Origin of the sequence: Sinorhizobium fredii USDA 205, from assembly GCF_001461695.1 — a bacterium.
GTDB lineage: Bacteria > Pseudomonadota > Alphaproteobacteria > Rhizobiales > Rhizobiaceae > Sinorhizobium > Sinorhizobium fredii.
This window is the reverse complement of sequence record NZ_AUTC01000157.1, coordinates 183,187-196,566: the sequence shown is the minus strand read 5'-3', so window position 1 is coordinate 196,566 and position 13,380 is coordinate 183,187. Positions and strand designations below refer to the sequence as shown.

Here is a 13,380-nt window from a genome sequence, read left to right as displayed (position 1 = left end):
GGCGGGCGGCCGCAGTCGGGCCATTCGGCCTTTTTTCCGACCTTCACGACGCCGTTCCAACGGAAGCCGTCGCGGCCGACCCCGATCCGGTAGCGGAGAGCACGATCACGCGAGAGAACGAGATCGAGGGTCCGCTTGTCGCTGCGAACGACAATGGTGCCCGGCGGGTGGCTCTGCTCTGCGGTCACAATGGTTGCCGAGCTCGGCCCGAGGCTTCGCGGCACCTGCTGTTTGGCCACTGCTTCGTCGGCAAGGTCAACCAGGCCAAGGACCAGCACTGCGCAAATCATCCAGCTCCGCCATCTCCCCTGTCGCCCTGGCATCCTGCTTTCCTGCGCGCGCGCATTCATCGTACGAGCGCTCCAAGTTTGCCGACACCGCGGCAGAAGTGGGAGCGGGCATTGACCTCGAATGGCAGCACGCCGCGGTTGAGTGCCTCGCTCAGCGTTTCCCAGTCATAGTCGATGAGATGCGCGTGGGTTTCCTTGAACACCTTGTCGACCTGTTGCCGGCGTAGCCCCAGGCTGAACAGGCTGCTGCGGTGCTTGTTGATGACGACGAAAATGGAATCGGAACTGCCACGCAGCCGCGTGAGATTGAGGAACAGATCCTTTGCCTGGTGAAGCGCCGGAATTGTCATTTCACTGACGATCGTAATGCTGTTGACGGATCCGAGCACGTCATCCTTCCATGGCGTCTGGTAGTAGGGCACGTCCAGGATGGTCTGGTCGCTCTCGAAGGCGACGACATCGAGCATGCGCAGCACCAGTTCAGCCCCCTTGGGCGAGAGGAGGACGGACGGCTGCTTGAAGGACAGCAGGGAAAAGCCGCCCGAATGGCGCTTGCGCACTAGATCTACGAATTCGACGTCGACCCTTGATGGATTGGCAATAACCGGCACCAGATCGTAGTCGTTGGCGAGGTTTAGATATTGCCCGAGCGACCCGGACGAAAAGTCAAGGTCGAAAAGATTGACTCGCGGCGAGGAATTCTTCGTCGGCTGCGCCAGCACATGGGCGAGCGAGGAGGCGATCACGCTAGCGCCGGCGCCGCCGACTGCCGAGACGACGGCATGGACGCGGCTGTCGCTCGCGCCGGCTGTCGGCGCGTGCAAGGAGATCATGTCGATCAGCGCACGGCGATCCAGCGGCTTTTTCAGCCAGTCGTTGCCGTTCAGGCGGAACAGAAGCCGCAGCCTGTCATCCGCGAGCTCCTCGGAGACGACGACGAGCGGAATGTTGCGGTTGTTCGTTCGGAAGGCGATTAGCTCCGGCTGTTGCAGGACATCGCCGTTGTCGACGTCCAGAACGATCATGTCGAACTGCGTCGGGTCGACGCGACCCTTCTCGCCGAGCGCCTTCAAAGCCAGGTGCCGTACGTCGTAGCGCGAAAGCGATCCGAAGGTGTCGAGCATGAAGCTTGCGGCCGCCGCGTCATCGGATAGAACAAGGATCTTAGTGGTCGCTACGAAGTTCATATGCGCTGTCATGTCTCTTCCTCACGCAATATCAAAGACTTAGCATGTAGAGCATGTTTGCAGGTCTTCAGTCGTGATTGTCACCGGGTGAGCAGGCACGGTGATGTTGTTAATCCCCAGCAGCCCGCCTAGGAGGAGCGTAGGAGTTTGCATATCGCGAACCTCCATGCGCATGGTCAGAACCGGCCCCTCGGGCCGCCCCCAGTAGCCGAGCCCGGAACGCTGATAGGTGACGGCGATGTTGCCGATATTGATCCGCGAGTTGATGTGGCACAACGCAAAGCGGATTCCAGGGGTCCCGCGAGGTTGGCACTTAGTCGCAGTAGTAGACCCATAGACGATGCGGTTCAGCGCGGAGACATTGCAGTTCACAAGATTTGGGCCGCAAGTGGACGAAATCGTCGCATCGTCTGGCGTTGCGTCGCCATTGTCGAGCGGGTCGTTGGCCTCGGTCGGAAACACCTCGTCGAAGTCACTGCTGAGCGGGTCGGAAACAGCCGCGAGCCTGGCGCCAAATTGCAGTGCCTTGACGGTCAGGTTCCATTGCGACATCGCGTAGCCGAATTCGATGAAGGCTGCGAACATCAGGAGCACGATGGGGAAAGTGATCAGCGCCTCGGTGAGGGCAACGCCGCTTTCGTTCTGCCTGAAAGGTTTGAAGAAACGAGAGGCTACCATCCCATATACCTCTCTTCATGCGAGGCACTGATGGTGATGGCGCCAATGCCGAGCCAGCCAAAAAGCGGTGAGGCTTGGTAGAGATGTGCGGTTTCGATCGTGAACGTTCCGTCGCCACCGACCGCGTTGACTGTGATATCGGTGAGGTTGGGGCCCCAGCCAGGTACGCGCAGGACCGCGCCCTCTGCCGGGCTCTGCGTTCCATAGAAGGCGATCAGTTTCGCCGTCGTTTGCGAGCAGGTCGAAGCATAGGTCGGCGACGTTGGACGGCAGCGCGCCAGATAGCGCCCGGCATCTCGCAATCCGGCATCGATCTGCATCCGCTCCCAGAAGAGATTTCCGAATTCCAGGATTCCCGCTGCGAACACGGTGACGAATGGCACCACGATGATCGTTTCTGTCAGAACAGCCGCCTCTTCGCTCAACCAGAAATGGAACGGCAGCCGACGTCGAAGGAATCTTCTAAACGCGTTCATCGCACCAGCTCCGCTTCTTCGCGCAGGAACTCATCGAGCGTGCCACGGCCACCCTTGCCCGTTATGTCGATCATCTCGAGCGAGAGAAATCGCTCGCTGCCTGCCTTGATCGCCGGCTTGGTCAGGAACATACGGGCGAAAGCGACGGCCTGCGTCTGCTTGTGACCGTTCAGGTGACCGACGGCGTTTTCATACCCGCAGTTGACGATGGCGGCGAAGATTTCGCGCCGGTCGCCGTAGTCGCCGCTCGTGTAGTTCGAAAGGTCTGGGCCTTTGTAGCACTGCCCGCCTGTCCGCGGCACGCCCGTCTCGCCGCTCGTCGAGGCGTGATTGACCAGTGCGGAGTTGTTGAGTTCGTAGCGGTAAACGTCGTAGGCGGAGGGCTGCGACGGAGAGCCGGTTGGCGACGGGTAGCTCGAATGATTGCTCAGGATCGTGCTGACGGAAGGAGCGGCAGTCCCCTGGGCGACGTTCCAGTAGCTGCCGTACTGCCAGTCGTTGCCGCTGCTGATCTTGCCGCCGGCAAGCGAGGTCATCGAAGCGCCGTAGCCGAGCGGCACCGCCTGGGTCACGTCGCCGACGGTGCTTCCGCTCATAATCGGGTTGTATTCGCCGCAGATCTTGTTGGCGCCGCCCGTCTGGTTCTGGGCCGAGCGCACATTCGCGGCAGGCCGGTAGCGACCGTCATCGCGTGCGTTCCCGAATGACCCTGAATACATTCCAAAACGCGTGTTGAGCCCCGCCTCGACCGGTCCGGCCATCGCCCCGGTCTTCGTCTCCAATGCGTCCTGCTTGTAGCACACGCCCGGCGAACCAGTTGCCAGCGCCTCGGCAAGCACGTTCGCGCCGTTGCCATAGGTCGCCAGGAAGCCGAAATTTCCGGGTCCCGGCGCCGATGAGGACGTGCTGTGAAGCTCGATCTGACGGCCGTACAGGTTGCCGGCTGCGAAGTTCGTGTGAAGCGCCTCCGCGGCTGTCTCGTTGGCGGCGGGGCTTGTGTTGCCGGCTGGCTCAAACGGGTTGCAGATGTATATCGGTGTAACATCGCAGGCACTGGCACGATAGACGGCAACGGCGTCGGCGGACACGTTGATCTTGACCCGATCGACTTCATCGGCAGTGATGGGAGTTTTGTCGCCGGGGCTATGAGGAATGACTGGGATCGGGAAAACCGGAGTCATTTCCTGCGGTTTGGCGACGACATAAGCGTAGGAGGCCTCGTTGGAGTTGAAGGTCTCCATCGTCCCGAGATCGATTTCGTCATCATCCTGCGCGGGGATGCTCTTCAGGAAGTGAACCTCTACAGTGTTCGGGTCGTCCGGATCATCTATCTTGGCCGCGTCATAGACAACCGGTTTGTACGAGCCGAGCGACATGCCGGTCCCGCCACCGCCGAAGGCGGCGCTATTGGTAAGCTTCTCGATTGCCGTCTTCGCGCGCGGAATGGCGTCATCACGGCCGTCAAGTTCACGGGCGCCGGCGAGTGCCATCGCGTCGACCGCGTTCTGCAGGTCGGTGTGGAGGTTGCCTGTCCGCCCGACATCGATGATGAGCAGCGAAAAACCGAGCAGGAGTGGCATGGAAATCAGCGTCAAGGCGATGACGTAGCCACGATTGTCATCCAGGAAGCGTTTAATAGCCTTACGCAACAACATCGGCATGCTCCTCGGATCACGGCGGTTCATCCGCCGAGACTCTGATGCGTCGCCCAAATCACGCAGCGCGCTCGGGGCAACGACATGCTTAAAAAACGAGAACGGGACCTTGGAAAATCATGAGCGGAAATTCGCTCGCATCCCGCGCCTCAAGCTAATAAAATCTATTAAACTTCGTATCATCTGATGATCTTGGGTCCGTCCGACGCAAGATCACTGTCAACTCGGTATTTCTATTCCCATTTCTTCCGGCTCGCTTGCCGTTTCTTCAATATTGTCCAGTTTACCTGGCTGCTCCGTTCGGCGGCGTGGCAACCGGCAGGATCACCGCTGATGGCGGCGGCGCGCTCGATTGTCTTCCGCCCTGATAGCCACCGATCGCGCGATAGATCACCTTGCCGTCGCTGGCGATCTGGGTGTTGTACGCCGCCCGCGGGAACGGATCCTGTGTGTGGATGCCCTTGTTGGCCTCTACCGCATTGCCGAGCCCGAAGGTGATCGAATCACGATGGTTCAGATAATCGGCGCAGCCGGAGAGAAGGCCGGCGGCGGCGATGACCAGGAAAGCGCGCTTACTTCTTGGAAAGGACAACTTCGCCTCCCACGTCGAGATCGAGACGATGGCCATATGGGCCCTTAACGCCTTCGCCATTGCGGAAGCGGCGCAGCATGTCCTTGTCCACCTCGAGAATGCCGAGGGCGAACAGCTCGACGTCGTTGGACGAACGCGTCTGTTCGAGCGGGCTATAGAGGTCTTCGCCGGGCTTCGACGGCCGCACGATATGCGGGGTGACGACGATGACCAGGTCCGACTCCCTTTTCAGGAAGCTCGTCGAGCGGAACAGTGCGCCGATCACGGGAACCTGTCCCAGCCACGGCAATTGCTGAACGTCCTTGGCATTGACCGATTGCAGCAGGCCGGCCATCGCAAAGCTCTGGCCGTCACGCAGCGCGACCGTCGTGCTTGCAGCGCGCGAGATGAAGCCGGGATTGCCGTTGACGCTGATCGAAGGGTCGATTTCGGAGACTTCAGGTTCGATCTTGAGACTGATCAACCCGCCATCGAGCACCACCGGCGAAAAGGTGAGCCGCACGCCGAAAGGCCGGTAGTCGGTCTCGGTTGCAAGCGTCGCACCATTCGCGACAGTCGATTGGATCGGGACTTCGCCGCCGGCGTGGAAGCTTGCGGTTTCGCCGCTCATGGCGATCAGGTTCGGCTGCGCCAGCCGGCGCACCAGGCCCTTCTGCTCGAGCGCGTTGATGACGATGTCGATCTGGCCGCCGGAAATTTCAAGCACCTTGGCAATCAGCTGGCCGAAGGGCTGCATGCCGGTCGCGGCACCCGCGGCGTCTCCCAGCGTTCGAGCGAGATTACCATCATCGTCGACGGTAATGCCTTGACTAGTCGTCGCCTTGCCGATGCCGTTCCTGCCCTGGCCGGACCAACCGATGCCAAGGTCGCGGCCGGTCTGGCGCGAGGCTTCGATTACTCGAACTTCCAGCATCACCTGCTGCGATTCGGCAACACGCAGTTGGTTCAGGACAGGTGCTTCGGAATAGGACTGGGCGATTTCCATCACCCGCTGCAGTTCGACCGCATCGCGAACCGTCCCCGTCAGGCGAATGCGATCGTTGGAGTTGAACACCCGCACCTGTGCGGAGGGTGCCGTGGAGCGGATCGCGGAAGCAACTTCACTGAAATCGGCGGCGACCCGCACGTCGATAACGCCGACAAGCGCCTTATTGTCGTCATAGACGGAGATATTAGTAGCACCCGTCTGCTTGCCGCGGATGAACAGCGACTGGTCGGAAAGGGGCACCACGTCGATCATCTCGGCGCTGCCGATAACCAGGTCGCCGAAGGGCTTGCCGGTCCTGACCGTTATCGTGTCGTTTGGCGCCAGCGTCACCTGCTGGACCGAACCGGTAAGGCTTATGAATTTTTCCTGAGCCTCGGCGGGACCCACAACACCGGGTGCCCCGCCACCATAGGCAATTATTGCCGCAGCTACCGCCGCGAGGGTTCCGGCTCTTGCCGCCCCCTTCATGAGTTCCCTGGACATTCCCGCTTCAGCCTCCGCTCCTCGTTCAGCCACAGCGCCTGCGGGCAAAGCCGCTCCCCTCGCTTCACTGGATCATGCCGACTCGGTGCTCTTCGCGCTTCGTCGAGTTCCAGACGCCGACCGTGGCCCATTTTGGCTCTACGGGCAAGAGTGGTTCTGCTTTTCGCTCTGCAATCTGTACCTGTTTTTCTTTAACAGGTTGTTTCATTTTGTCTTCGACGGAATCGATCCGGCTTCCAAGCTCGTCGCCATCTTTCGCGACATCCGCGCTGAGGTCGGCGGAGATCAGTCCGCCGCCAAGATCGGCAACCGTGATCGGCCGCGTCTGCTCGACATTGGACGAGGCGATATTGCGCAGCGTCAATGACAGCGTGCCGATGCTCGCCCCCAGCGTCAGGCGCTGCGCCTCGTCGGTCGTCACCTCGAAGGTGACGGTCTTGACGATGGAAGGTTCGTCCTTGCGCTCGTCGGCGGTCTGGTCGACCGCCAGCACCTTCACGCCCTGGAGCAGAACATCGACATAGGTCTGGTCGCTACCGTTCTGTCGACGGACGACCCGGGTCAGCAGAACATCGACGCGATCTGCCGGTCTTACGAAACCAGCGACGCCCAGCACGTCGTTGACGCGAATGGAAACGGCCTTCATTCCCTGGTCGAGCGCTGCGGACAAAGTGGCGCGCTCTCCGGTCCCGGTAATCTTGGACGAGAGCACCGGCTCGCCGGGGTCGATCGCCTCCATGGCATAGCGCGGCTCGTCCTTGTCCCCGATGACTGCCTCGATGGTCTGGAACGAACCTTGCGGCTGTTCACCCGTCGGCCAGGGGATTGTTTTTAGGTTGTCCCCATAAACCCGATCGCCGAAGCGCATGGGCTTGGCAGCAACCACGAGCGTTTGTTCCGGCGCCTTCTTGGAATTGGCGGCAGCAAGCCGTGCCTGCTGGTCCGCGAGATAAGTACGGGTCCCGAAGACCGCCGCAGAAGCAAGTAAAATGGCGACAGCAAGACTGGTGACCGTCGAAGAACGCATCGCCGATACTCCATACGTGATTAAAAATATACTTTGCAAATAATTAAAAAAGTTGGGAGGGGTTAACAAACCCCTCCTTAGCTTGAATGAAACTTTACGGAGTGACCGCAGGAGCCGATACTTCACCGGTCCACCACGACCCCCAGGTCTCCCAAGCGGCGCTGAGATTCCCGCCCGCAGTGGTCACGGCCGTGATCACGCCGCCGACGAGCAGGGCGAGGAGAATAAGATATTCGGTCAGCGCAACACCATCTTCTTCCCGCGCAAAAGCAGATACCTTAGCTACAAAAGCTTTCATCGAGAAATCCTTTTCAAATATACTTCGCGTGCCGCAAAATTCCCCGGGCCGCGTTGCCGTTGAGACCATCTCCCCGACTGCGATAATTAATAAACTGTTAATCTCTGGATCGTCAATCATTATATTTAGCAGTGTCACGCCGACGTTGCTTATGGTTAAGATAATAAACGAATATCTATGGATTTGAAGCGCGAAAAGTGGTATCGAATTGACGTTGTCTGCATTATATACTCGGTGTTATATAGCCCAAAGGGATTAGAAGCCCTTCGGTATCTTCTTAAAAATAATCAATTTTGACTGTGTATGGAGTACGAGAAAGATGATTGCAGAAATCAACATTTTAATTGTGGCAACAGTATTACTTTTACTTTATGCCGCCTGGAGCGATTTCCGACTCTGGAAAATACCGAACGCAATCGTGCTGGCCCTTATCGCCGTCTATGCGCTTCATGCTGCGCTGCAGCTGCTGACGGCCGAAGATGTGGGCGCGGCACTTTTCTCCTCGTCCGGCATTGCCGGCGATGTCGGAGCCGGCCTGCTGCTCTTCACCCTTGGCTTCGGCCTCTGGTCGTTCAAGCTCTTCGGCGCCGGCGACGCCAAGCTCTTCCTGCCGATCGGGCTTTTCATCGGCTGGCACGGCATGCTGCCCTTCGCAATCTTCCTACTGATTGGCGGCATCGCGGCACTGTTGATCCTTAAATTGCCGATGCCGCTGCAACTGGCGCACTTTTCGGTGGTGGTGCGACTGGAGGAGATTCGCGCGACGCGCAAGATCCCCTACGGCGTCATCATGGTCGCAGCCGCGCTTTGCGTAATAGCTCTGCGGCCGGGTTTTGCCTGAACGCTAAAGTATATCCCCGCGGCGGAGTGATACCGCACGCAACTTTAAGCAGCCCTCAGGTGGATGCAGCGCGGCCGACAGCAGTGTTCCACCGACAGGCTTACGATGGACAAATTATAAAGCGGTGAACTCTGATGAAAGCATTCCTTTCGGCAATGGGTCGGACAAAGGCCGACTACCGCCTTGCCCACTTCATACTACTGTTGCACATCGCTTCGATGTGCGGGCTGGCTTGGTACCTGGAAGTCGAGCCTTACTACCGAACGGGCACATTCTACCTTCGGCTGTCGTTGACGGCTATGCTCGTCTATGCTTCGTGTTATTTGCTATGGACCGTGCTCCGGTTTCTGATCGAGCAGAGAGAGCAGCCCACCGCTGCATTGATCAAGCACATACGTGATGTTTTGATCCGCGGCGATAGATACGCCCACGCGCTTCACTCGATGGTGATATTCACTGGCATGATCACCGTCTTCGCGACGATCAAGTCGACCATACCTGCCATCAATCCGTTCTCCTGGGATACTGTCCTGATTGAGGTCGATCGTGCGATTTTTGGCGGGGTCGATCCCTACGTCCTGACAAGTGCGGCCTTTGGAAACGCCTATGCCATCGTCGTTATAAACTTCTTCTACAACCTGTGGCTCATTCTCGTTGCGTGCTCCCTGGTTTGGGCAGCGTGGACCTCCAATCATTTCCTGCGCTTACGCTTTATGTTTGCTGCGCTGCTCGGATGGCTCGTTGCCGGCAACATTTGTGCGATCGCGTTTTCATCGGTGGGGCCATGCTTCCTGGAGCCACTAACCGGAGATCGGACCTATGCCCCACTGATGCAACTCCTTGAGCAAGTGAATTCCGAGACGGGGCTGGTCTGGGCACTGACTGCTCAGAAGGGCCTCTGGGTAGCCTATACGAGTGAATCCGGAGCGATCTCCGGAATCTCTGCTATGCCGAGTCTGCACGTCGTCTTTGCCGTCACAATCGCCTGCCTGACCTGGAGAATGGGGCATTTTCCTCGCTGGGCAGGAACTGGCTTTGCGGTCATCATTGCGATAGGGTCAGTCCAACTCGGATGGCATTATGCAAGCGACGGCATTGTCGGTGGCGCCTTAGCTCTCCTGTTCTGGAAGATCTCCGGTTATCTCGCGTCCTGGTCTCTGGATCATACATCGCCGGTGCTAGAGCCTGCTCAAGCGGCCGCGGACTGCCCCTCTCAACAGATCGCCCTTCAGGTCGGTGACTGACCTGTGGCGAATGGCGTCGACGATCTGATCGACGGCGCGAGCGCCGCCGTCGAACACAACGCGTCTCCTTGGCTGGCTTACGGGAGAAGGGCCGGAAGGCCGATGATGGCAGCCGGCCGAATCCTGATAGTCGGGCGTCAACCCGTCTTGCTGAACGCGCGCGTGAGGTCCGGCCGCTGGTCGAGACCGTCGAGCCAGCCGGTGTCGAGCTTCGGAACGGAGTCGAAGAGGAGCTTGGAATAGGGGTGCTTCGCGCCGCTCGCGAGCTCGGACGAGGCGAGTTGCTCGACCTTCTCGCCGGCATACATGACGACGACCTCGTCGCAGATCGCCTGCACGGTCGACAGGTCGTGGCTGATGAACACATAGGAGAGGCCGAGCTCGCGCTGCAACTCTTTGAGGAGATCGATGATCGCGGCGGCCACGACGGTGTCGAGGGCCGAGGTGATCTCGTCGCAAAGGATGAGCTTCGGCTCGGCGGCGAGCGCCCGGGCGAAGTTGACGCGCTGCTTCTGCCCGCCCGAGAGCTCCGATGGCCGACGATGGCGCAGGTTGCGCGGCAGTCGCACCATGTCGAGCAAGTCGTCGATGCGGGCGCTCCGCGCCCTTCGATCCATGCCGTGGTAGAAGGCGAGCGGGCGGTCGAGGATGTCCTCGATCGATTTTGCCGGGTTGAGTGCCGTGTCGGCATATTGGAAGACGATCTGCATCTCGCGCAGTTGCTCGCGCGAGCGCTCGCGGGCACTGCGGCCGAGCTCGCGCCCCTCGAAGGCGATGTTGCCGGCGACCGCCGGCAGGATGCCGGCGATGGCGCGCGCAAGGGTCGACTTGCCGCAGCCGGATTCGCCGATGATGCCGAGATTGCGACCCTTCTCGACCTTGAGAGAGACCTGCTTGACGGCGCGCACCAGCGGCAGTCCGTCGGCCTGGCGCGGTCCGTAACCCGCGACCAGCGTGTCGATCTTCAGAAGCGGCGCCGGTGCAGGCTCGGCGGCACCAACTGCGCCGCGCGGCTTCGGCTCGAAGGCGTCGAGGAGTTCGCGCGTATAGGGGTGCTTGGCGTCGCTGAGGATTTCTTCCGTGGTGCCGGTCTCCTGCATCTCGCCGCCCTTCAGCACAACGATGCGATCGGCGATCTGGGCGACCACTGCGAGGTCGTGGGAGACATAGACGCCTGAAATGCCACCCGCCTTCATGACCGACTTGAAGGCGCGCAGAACCTCAATCTGGGTGGTCACGTCGAGCGCGGTGGTCGGCTCGTCGAAGATCACCAGCTTCGGGTCGCCGATGAGGGCCATGGCGGCGGAGAGGCGCTGCAACTGGCCGCCGGAGACCTGATGCGGATAGCGCGTGCCAATGGTCTCCGGTTCGGGCAGCGACAGCGCCCGGAAGAGATCGACCGCCTTGGCGCGTGCTTCGTCAGGCGACATCAGATGATGAATGCGGGTGATCTCGATCACCTGGTCCATGATGGTGGCGGCCGGATTGAAGGCCGCGGCGGCCGATTGCGGCACATAGGCTACCTCGGTGCCGCGGACGCGGGCGCGCTCCTTTTCGCTGAGCGCCACCATGTTCTTGCCGGCGACGGAAACGCTGCCGCCGGAAATGCGGCAGCCGGGGCGGGCGTACCCCATCAGCGTCAGGGCGATCGTCGTCTTGCCGGAGCCGCTCTCGCCGATCAGCGCGACGATCTCGCCGTCGGCGATGTCCAGGCTGATCCCCTTGATGATCTCGACCCGGCGCCCGGAATCGGTGGTGGCTTCGACCTTCAGGTCACGGATTTCGACGAGGTTTGCCATTATGCGCGGTCCCGGATTTTCTGCGGCAGGTTGTCGATCAGCAGGTTGACGCTGATCGTCAGGCTGGCGATTGCAAGCGAGGGAAAGATCACCGCCGGCGCGCCGAAGGGCAGGCCGCCGATGTTTTCGCGCACCAGCGCGCCCCAGTCGGCATAGGGCGGCTGGACGCCGAGGCCGAGGAAGGACAGGCCGGAGAGCAGAAGCACGATGAAGACGAAACGGATACCGAGATCGGCGAGCACCGGCCCGGCGATGTTCGGCAGGATCTCCGAGCGTATCAGATAGAGGGTGCTTTCACCGCGGATGCGGGCAACGGTGATGAAGTCCATGGCGTTGATATTGACGGCGAGCGCCCGGGCGAAGCGATAGGCGCCGGGAATGTAGATCACCGACAGCGTCAGGATCAGCACGGGAATGGAGGACCCGACGGCCGCGACCACCACGAGCCCGAAGAGCTTGCTCGGGATCGAGTTGAGCGCGTCGAGGAAGCGGCTCAGAAGCGTGTCGAGCCACCCGCCGGCAACTGCGGCGATCATGCCGAGCACAACGCCCGAGAAACAGGCGATCGTCACTGCGGCCAGCGAGATGCCGACCGTGTAGCGGGCGCCCATCAGGATTCGCGACAGCATGTCGCGGCCGAGATAATCCGAACCGAGCCAGAAGTCGCTGCTCATCGGCCCGAAATAATCGAGGTCGACGATCTCACCGACCGGGTAGGGAATGATCAGCGGCGCGAAAATCGCGACAAGTGCCCAGCAAAGAATAACCGAAAGGCCTATGATGCCGATGACGTTGAAGCGGTAGCCAAGCCGGCTTCCGGAGGTTCGGGTGGTCGTGGTCGATGTGCTCGAAGTGGTCATTGTCATCGAAGCCTCGGATTGGAAAGGATGGCGATGATGTCGGCCGTCGTAATCAAGAGCAGGTAGCCGAGGCAGAAGATCATCGCGCAACTTTGGATGAGCGGCAGGTCGCGAGTTGCCACGGCATCCACCATCAGCTTGGCGATGCCGGGATAGTTGAAGATCGTTTCGACGATGATGACCCCGCCGAGCAGATAGGAAAGCGAAAGCGCAACGGCATTGACGATCGGCCCCAGGGCATTCGGAAGCGCGTGGCGAAGCACGATGCGCGGGCGGGAGGCACCCTTCAGCAGCGCCATCTCCACATAAGGCGTGTTGAGCGTCTCGATCACCGCTGCCCGGGTCATGCGGATCATCTGCGCCGAGATGACGAAGGTAAGCGTGATCACCGGCATGGCGTAGATGCGGAGCATGTCGGCCAGGCCGTGAACCTCGTTGGCGAAGGAGAGTGCCGGAAGCCATTTGAGATAGACGGCGAAGACCAGCACGGCAGAGGTTGCGATCATGAACTCCGGTACCGAGATGACGCCGATCGTCAGTACCGTAACGGCGCGGTCGTAGAGCGAGCCGCGCAGCATCGCCGCGCTGATCCCGAGCGTCAGCGCAATCGGCACGGAGAAGAGCGCGGTGACGCCCGCAAGCTTCAGCGTATTGACGAAGCGCCCGGCAATCAGATCGGCGACCGGCATCTCGTTGGCGTAGGAGGTTCCGAGGTCGCCCTGCACGAGGCCGACGATCCAGCGCAGGAATCGGAAGACCGCCGGCTCGTCCAGATGCATGGCCTTGCGCAAGCCTTCGACGGCCTCCGGTGTGGCGGCCTGGCCGAGCAGGATCGTCGCCGTGTCTCCGGGCAAGAGCGTCGTCGCGAAGAAGACGGCGAAGGAGACGATCACCAGCGTGATCAAGGCGATGAGCAGCCTGCTCAGCACAAGCGATAGGACACGGTTGTTCACGCGCGCTTC

14 protein-coding genes are annotated in these 13,380 nt (G+C 60.5%); 2 read left to right on the top strand and 12 right to left on the bottom strand.

The features are described from left to right. The 9 genes from N181_RS22925 to N181_RS22885 form a co-directional block, all read right to left on the bottom strand. The coding region (locus N181_RS22925) for a L,D-transpeptidase family protein (RefSeq protein WP_483439687.1) at window positions 1–323 on the bottom strand (323 nt) is incomplete at its 3' end. A 23-nt stretch (window positions 324–346) separates the two neighbouring features. Continuing rightward, entirely contained in the window at window positions 347–1,489 is a 1,143-nt protein-coding gene (locus N181_RS22920; protein WP_037433219.1) for a pilus assembly protein, read from the bottom strand. Between the two features lie 27 nt (window positions 1,490–1,516). Then, window positions 1,517–2,155 carry a TadE/TadG family type IV pilus assembly protein gene (locus tag N181_RS22915; protein ID WP_037433216.1) on the bottom strand — a complete coding sequence of 213 codons (639 nt, stop codon included), beginning with the start codon at window positions 2,153–2,155 and terminating at the stop codon, window positions 1,517–1,519. Beyond that, window positions 2,149–2,631: a TadE/TadG family type IV pilus assembly protein gene (locus N181_RS22910; protein ID WP_037433215.1), complete on the bottom strand. Its 483-nt coding sequence runs from the start codon at window positions 2,629–2,631 to the stop codon at window positions 2,149–2,151. The genes N181_RS22915 and N181_RS22910 overlap by 7 nt, the downstream gene beginning before the upstream one ends. Beyond that, complete coding sequence (locus N181_RS22905) at window positions 2,628–4,286, bottom strand: TadE/TadG family type IV pilus assembly protein (protein WP_080579136.1); 1,659 nt, start codon at window positions 4,284–4,286, stop codon at window positions 2,628–2,630. Before N181_RS22905 ends, N181_RS22910 begins: the two co-directional genes overlap by 4 nt. 283 nt (window positions 4,287–4,569) lie before the next feature. Next, on the bottom strand, window positions 4,570–4,878 hold the full coding sequence (locus tag N181_RS22900) for a hypothetical protein (RefSeq protein ID WP_037433212.1): 309 nt from the start codon (window positions 4,876–4,878) through the stop codon (window positions 4,570–4,572). Continuing rightward, window positions 4,859–6,349 (bottom strand): type II and III secretion system protein family protein, encoded by a 1,491-nt coding sequence (locus N181_RS22895; protein ID WP_080579135.1) that lies wholly within the window; start codon window positions 6,347–6,349, stop codon window positions 4,859–4,861. The genes N181_RS22900 and N181_RS22895 overlap by 20 nt, the downstream gene beginning before the upstream one ends. A 64-nt stretch (window positions 6,350–6,413) precedes the next feature. Beyond that, window positions 6,414–7,376, bottom strand: a complete 963-nt coding sequence (gene cpaB, locus N181_RS22890; protein WP_037433210.1) for a Flp pilus assembly protein CpaB — start codon at window positions 7,374–7,376, stop codon at window positions 6,414–6,416. Window positions 7,377–7,470: 94 nt separating this feature from the next. Then, window positions 7,471–7,674: a Flp family type IVb pilin gene (locus N181_RS22885; protein WP_037433233.1), complete on the bottom strand. Its 204-nt coding sequence runs from the start codon at window positions 7,672–7,674 to the stop codon at window positions 7,471–7,473. Window positions 7,675–7,993: 319 nt separating this feature from the next. Between N181_RS22885 and N181_RS22880 the strand changes: the two genes are divergently transcribed. Together N181_RS22880 and N181_RS22875 are read left to right on the top strand one after the other, a co-directional pair. After that, window positions 7,994–8,515 (top strand): prepilin peptidase, encoded by a 522-nt coding sequence (locus tag N181_RS22880; RefSeq protein ID WP_037433207.1) that lies wholly within the window; start codon window positions 7,994–7,996, stop codon window positions 8,513–8,515. A gap of 134 nt (window positions 8,516–8,649) precedes the next feature. Further along, window positions 8,650–9,759, top strand: a complete 1,110-nt coding sequence (locus N181_RS22875) for a phosphatase PAP2 family protein (protein WP_050991565.1) — start codon at window positions 8,650–8,652, stop codon at window positions 9,757–9,759. Between the two features lie 137 nt (window positions 9,760–9,896). Here the strand turns inward: N181_RS22875 and N181_RS22870 are convergent, their stop codons facing one another. Genes N181_RS22870 through N181_RS22860 form a run of 3 tightly spaced genes read right to left on the bottom strand, consistent with a single transcriptional unit; the run spans window position 9,897 to window position 13,371 of the window. Continuing rightward, entirely contained in the window at window positions 9,897–11,558 is a 1,662-nt protein-coding gene (locus N181_RS22870; protein WP_037433204.1) for an ABC transporter ATP-binding protein, read from the bottom strand. Next, window positions 11,558–12,418 carry an ABC transporter permease gene (locus N181_RS22865; protein WP_037433202.1) on the bottom strand — a complete coding sequence of 287 codons (861 nt, stop codon included), beginning with the start codon at window positions 12,416–12,418 and terminating at the stop codon, window positions 11,558–11,560. Before N181_RS22865 ends, N181_RS22870 begins: the two co-directional genes overlap by 1 nt. Before the next feature lie 2 nt (window positions 12,419–12,420). Next, window positions 12,421–13,371 carry an ABC transporter permease gene (locus N181_RS22860; RefSeq protein WP_037394965.1) on the bottom strand — a complete coding sequence of 317 codons (951 nt, stop codon included), beginning with the start codon at window positions 13,369–13,371 and terminating at the stop codon, window positions 12,421–12,423. Window positions 13,372–13,380 lie beyond the last annotated feature (9 nt).

What these genes read in the sequence shown, in the direction of transcription:
- N181_RS22920 (WP_037433219.1), bottom strand. Translation starts at nt 1,489, where the DNA reads ATGACAGCGCATATGAACTTCGTAGCGACCACTAAGATCCTTGTTCTA.
- N181_RS22915 (WP_037433216.1), bottom strand. Translation starts at nt 2,155, where the DNA reads ATGGTAGCCTCTCGTTTCTTCAAACCTTTCAGGCAGAACGAAAGCGGC.
- N181_RS22910 (WP_037433215.1), bottom strand. Translation starts at nt 2,631, where the DNA reads ATGAACGCGTTTAGAAGATTCCTTCGACGTCGGCTGCCGTTCCATTTC.
- N181_RS22905 (WP_080579136.1), bottom strand. Translation starts at nt 4,286, where the DNA reads ATGTTGTTGCGTAAGGCTATTAAACGCTTCCTGGATGACAATCGTGGC.
- N181_RS22895 (WP_080579135.1), bottom strand. Translation starts at nt 6,349, where the DNA reads ATGTCCAGGGAACTCATGAAGGGGGCGGCAAGAGCCGGAACCCTCGCG.
- cpaB (WP_037433210.1), bottom strand. Translation starts at nt 7,376, where the DNA reads ATGCGTTCTTCGACGGTCACCAGTCTTGCTGTCGCCATTTTACTTGCT.
- N181_RS22885 (WP_037433233.1), bottom strand. Translation starts at nt 7,674, where the DNA reads ATGAAAGCTTTTGTAGCTAAGGTATCTGCTTTTGCGCGGGAAGAAGAT.
- N181_RS22880 (WP_037433207.1), top strand. Translation starts at nt 7,994, where the DNA reads ATGATTGCAGAAATCAACATTTTAATTGTGGCAACAGTATTACTTTTA.
- N181_RS22875 (WP_050991565.1), top strand. Translation starts at nt 8,650, where the DNA reads ATGAAAGCATTCCTTTCGGCAATGGGTCGGACAAAGGCCGACTACCGC.
- N181_RS22870 (WP_037433204.1), bottom strand. Translation starts at nt 11,558, where the DNA reads ATGGCAAACCTCGTCGAAATCCGTGACCTGAAGGTCGAAGCCACCACC.
- N181_RS22865 (WP_037433202.1), bottom strand. Translation starts at nt 12,418, where the DNA reads ATGACCACTTCGAGCACATCGACCACGACCACCCGAACCTCCGGAAGC.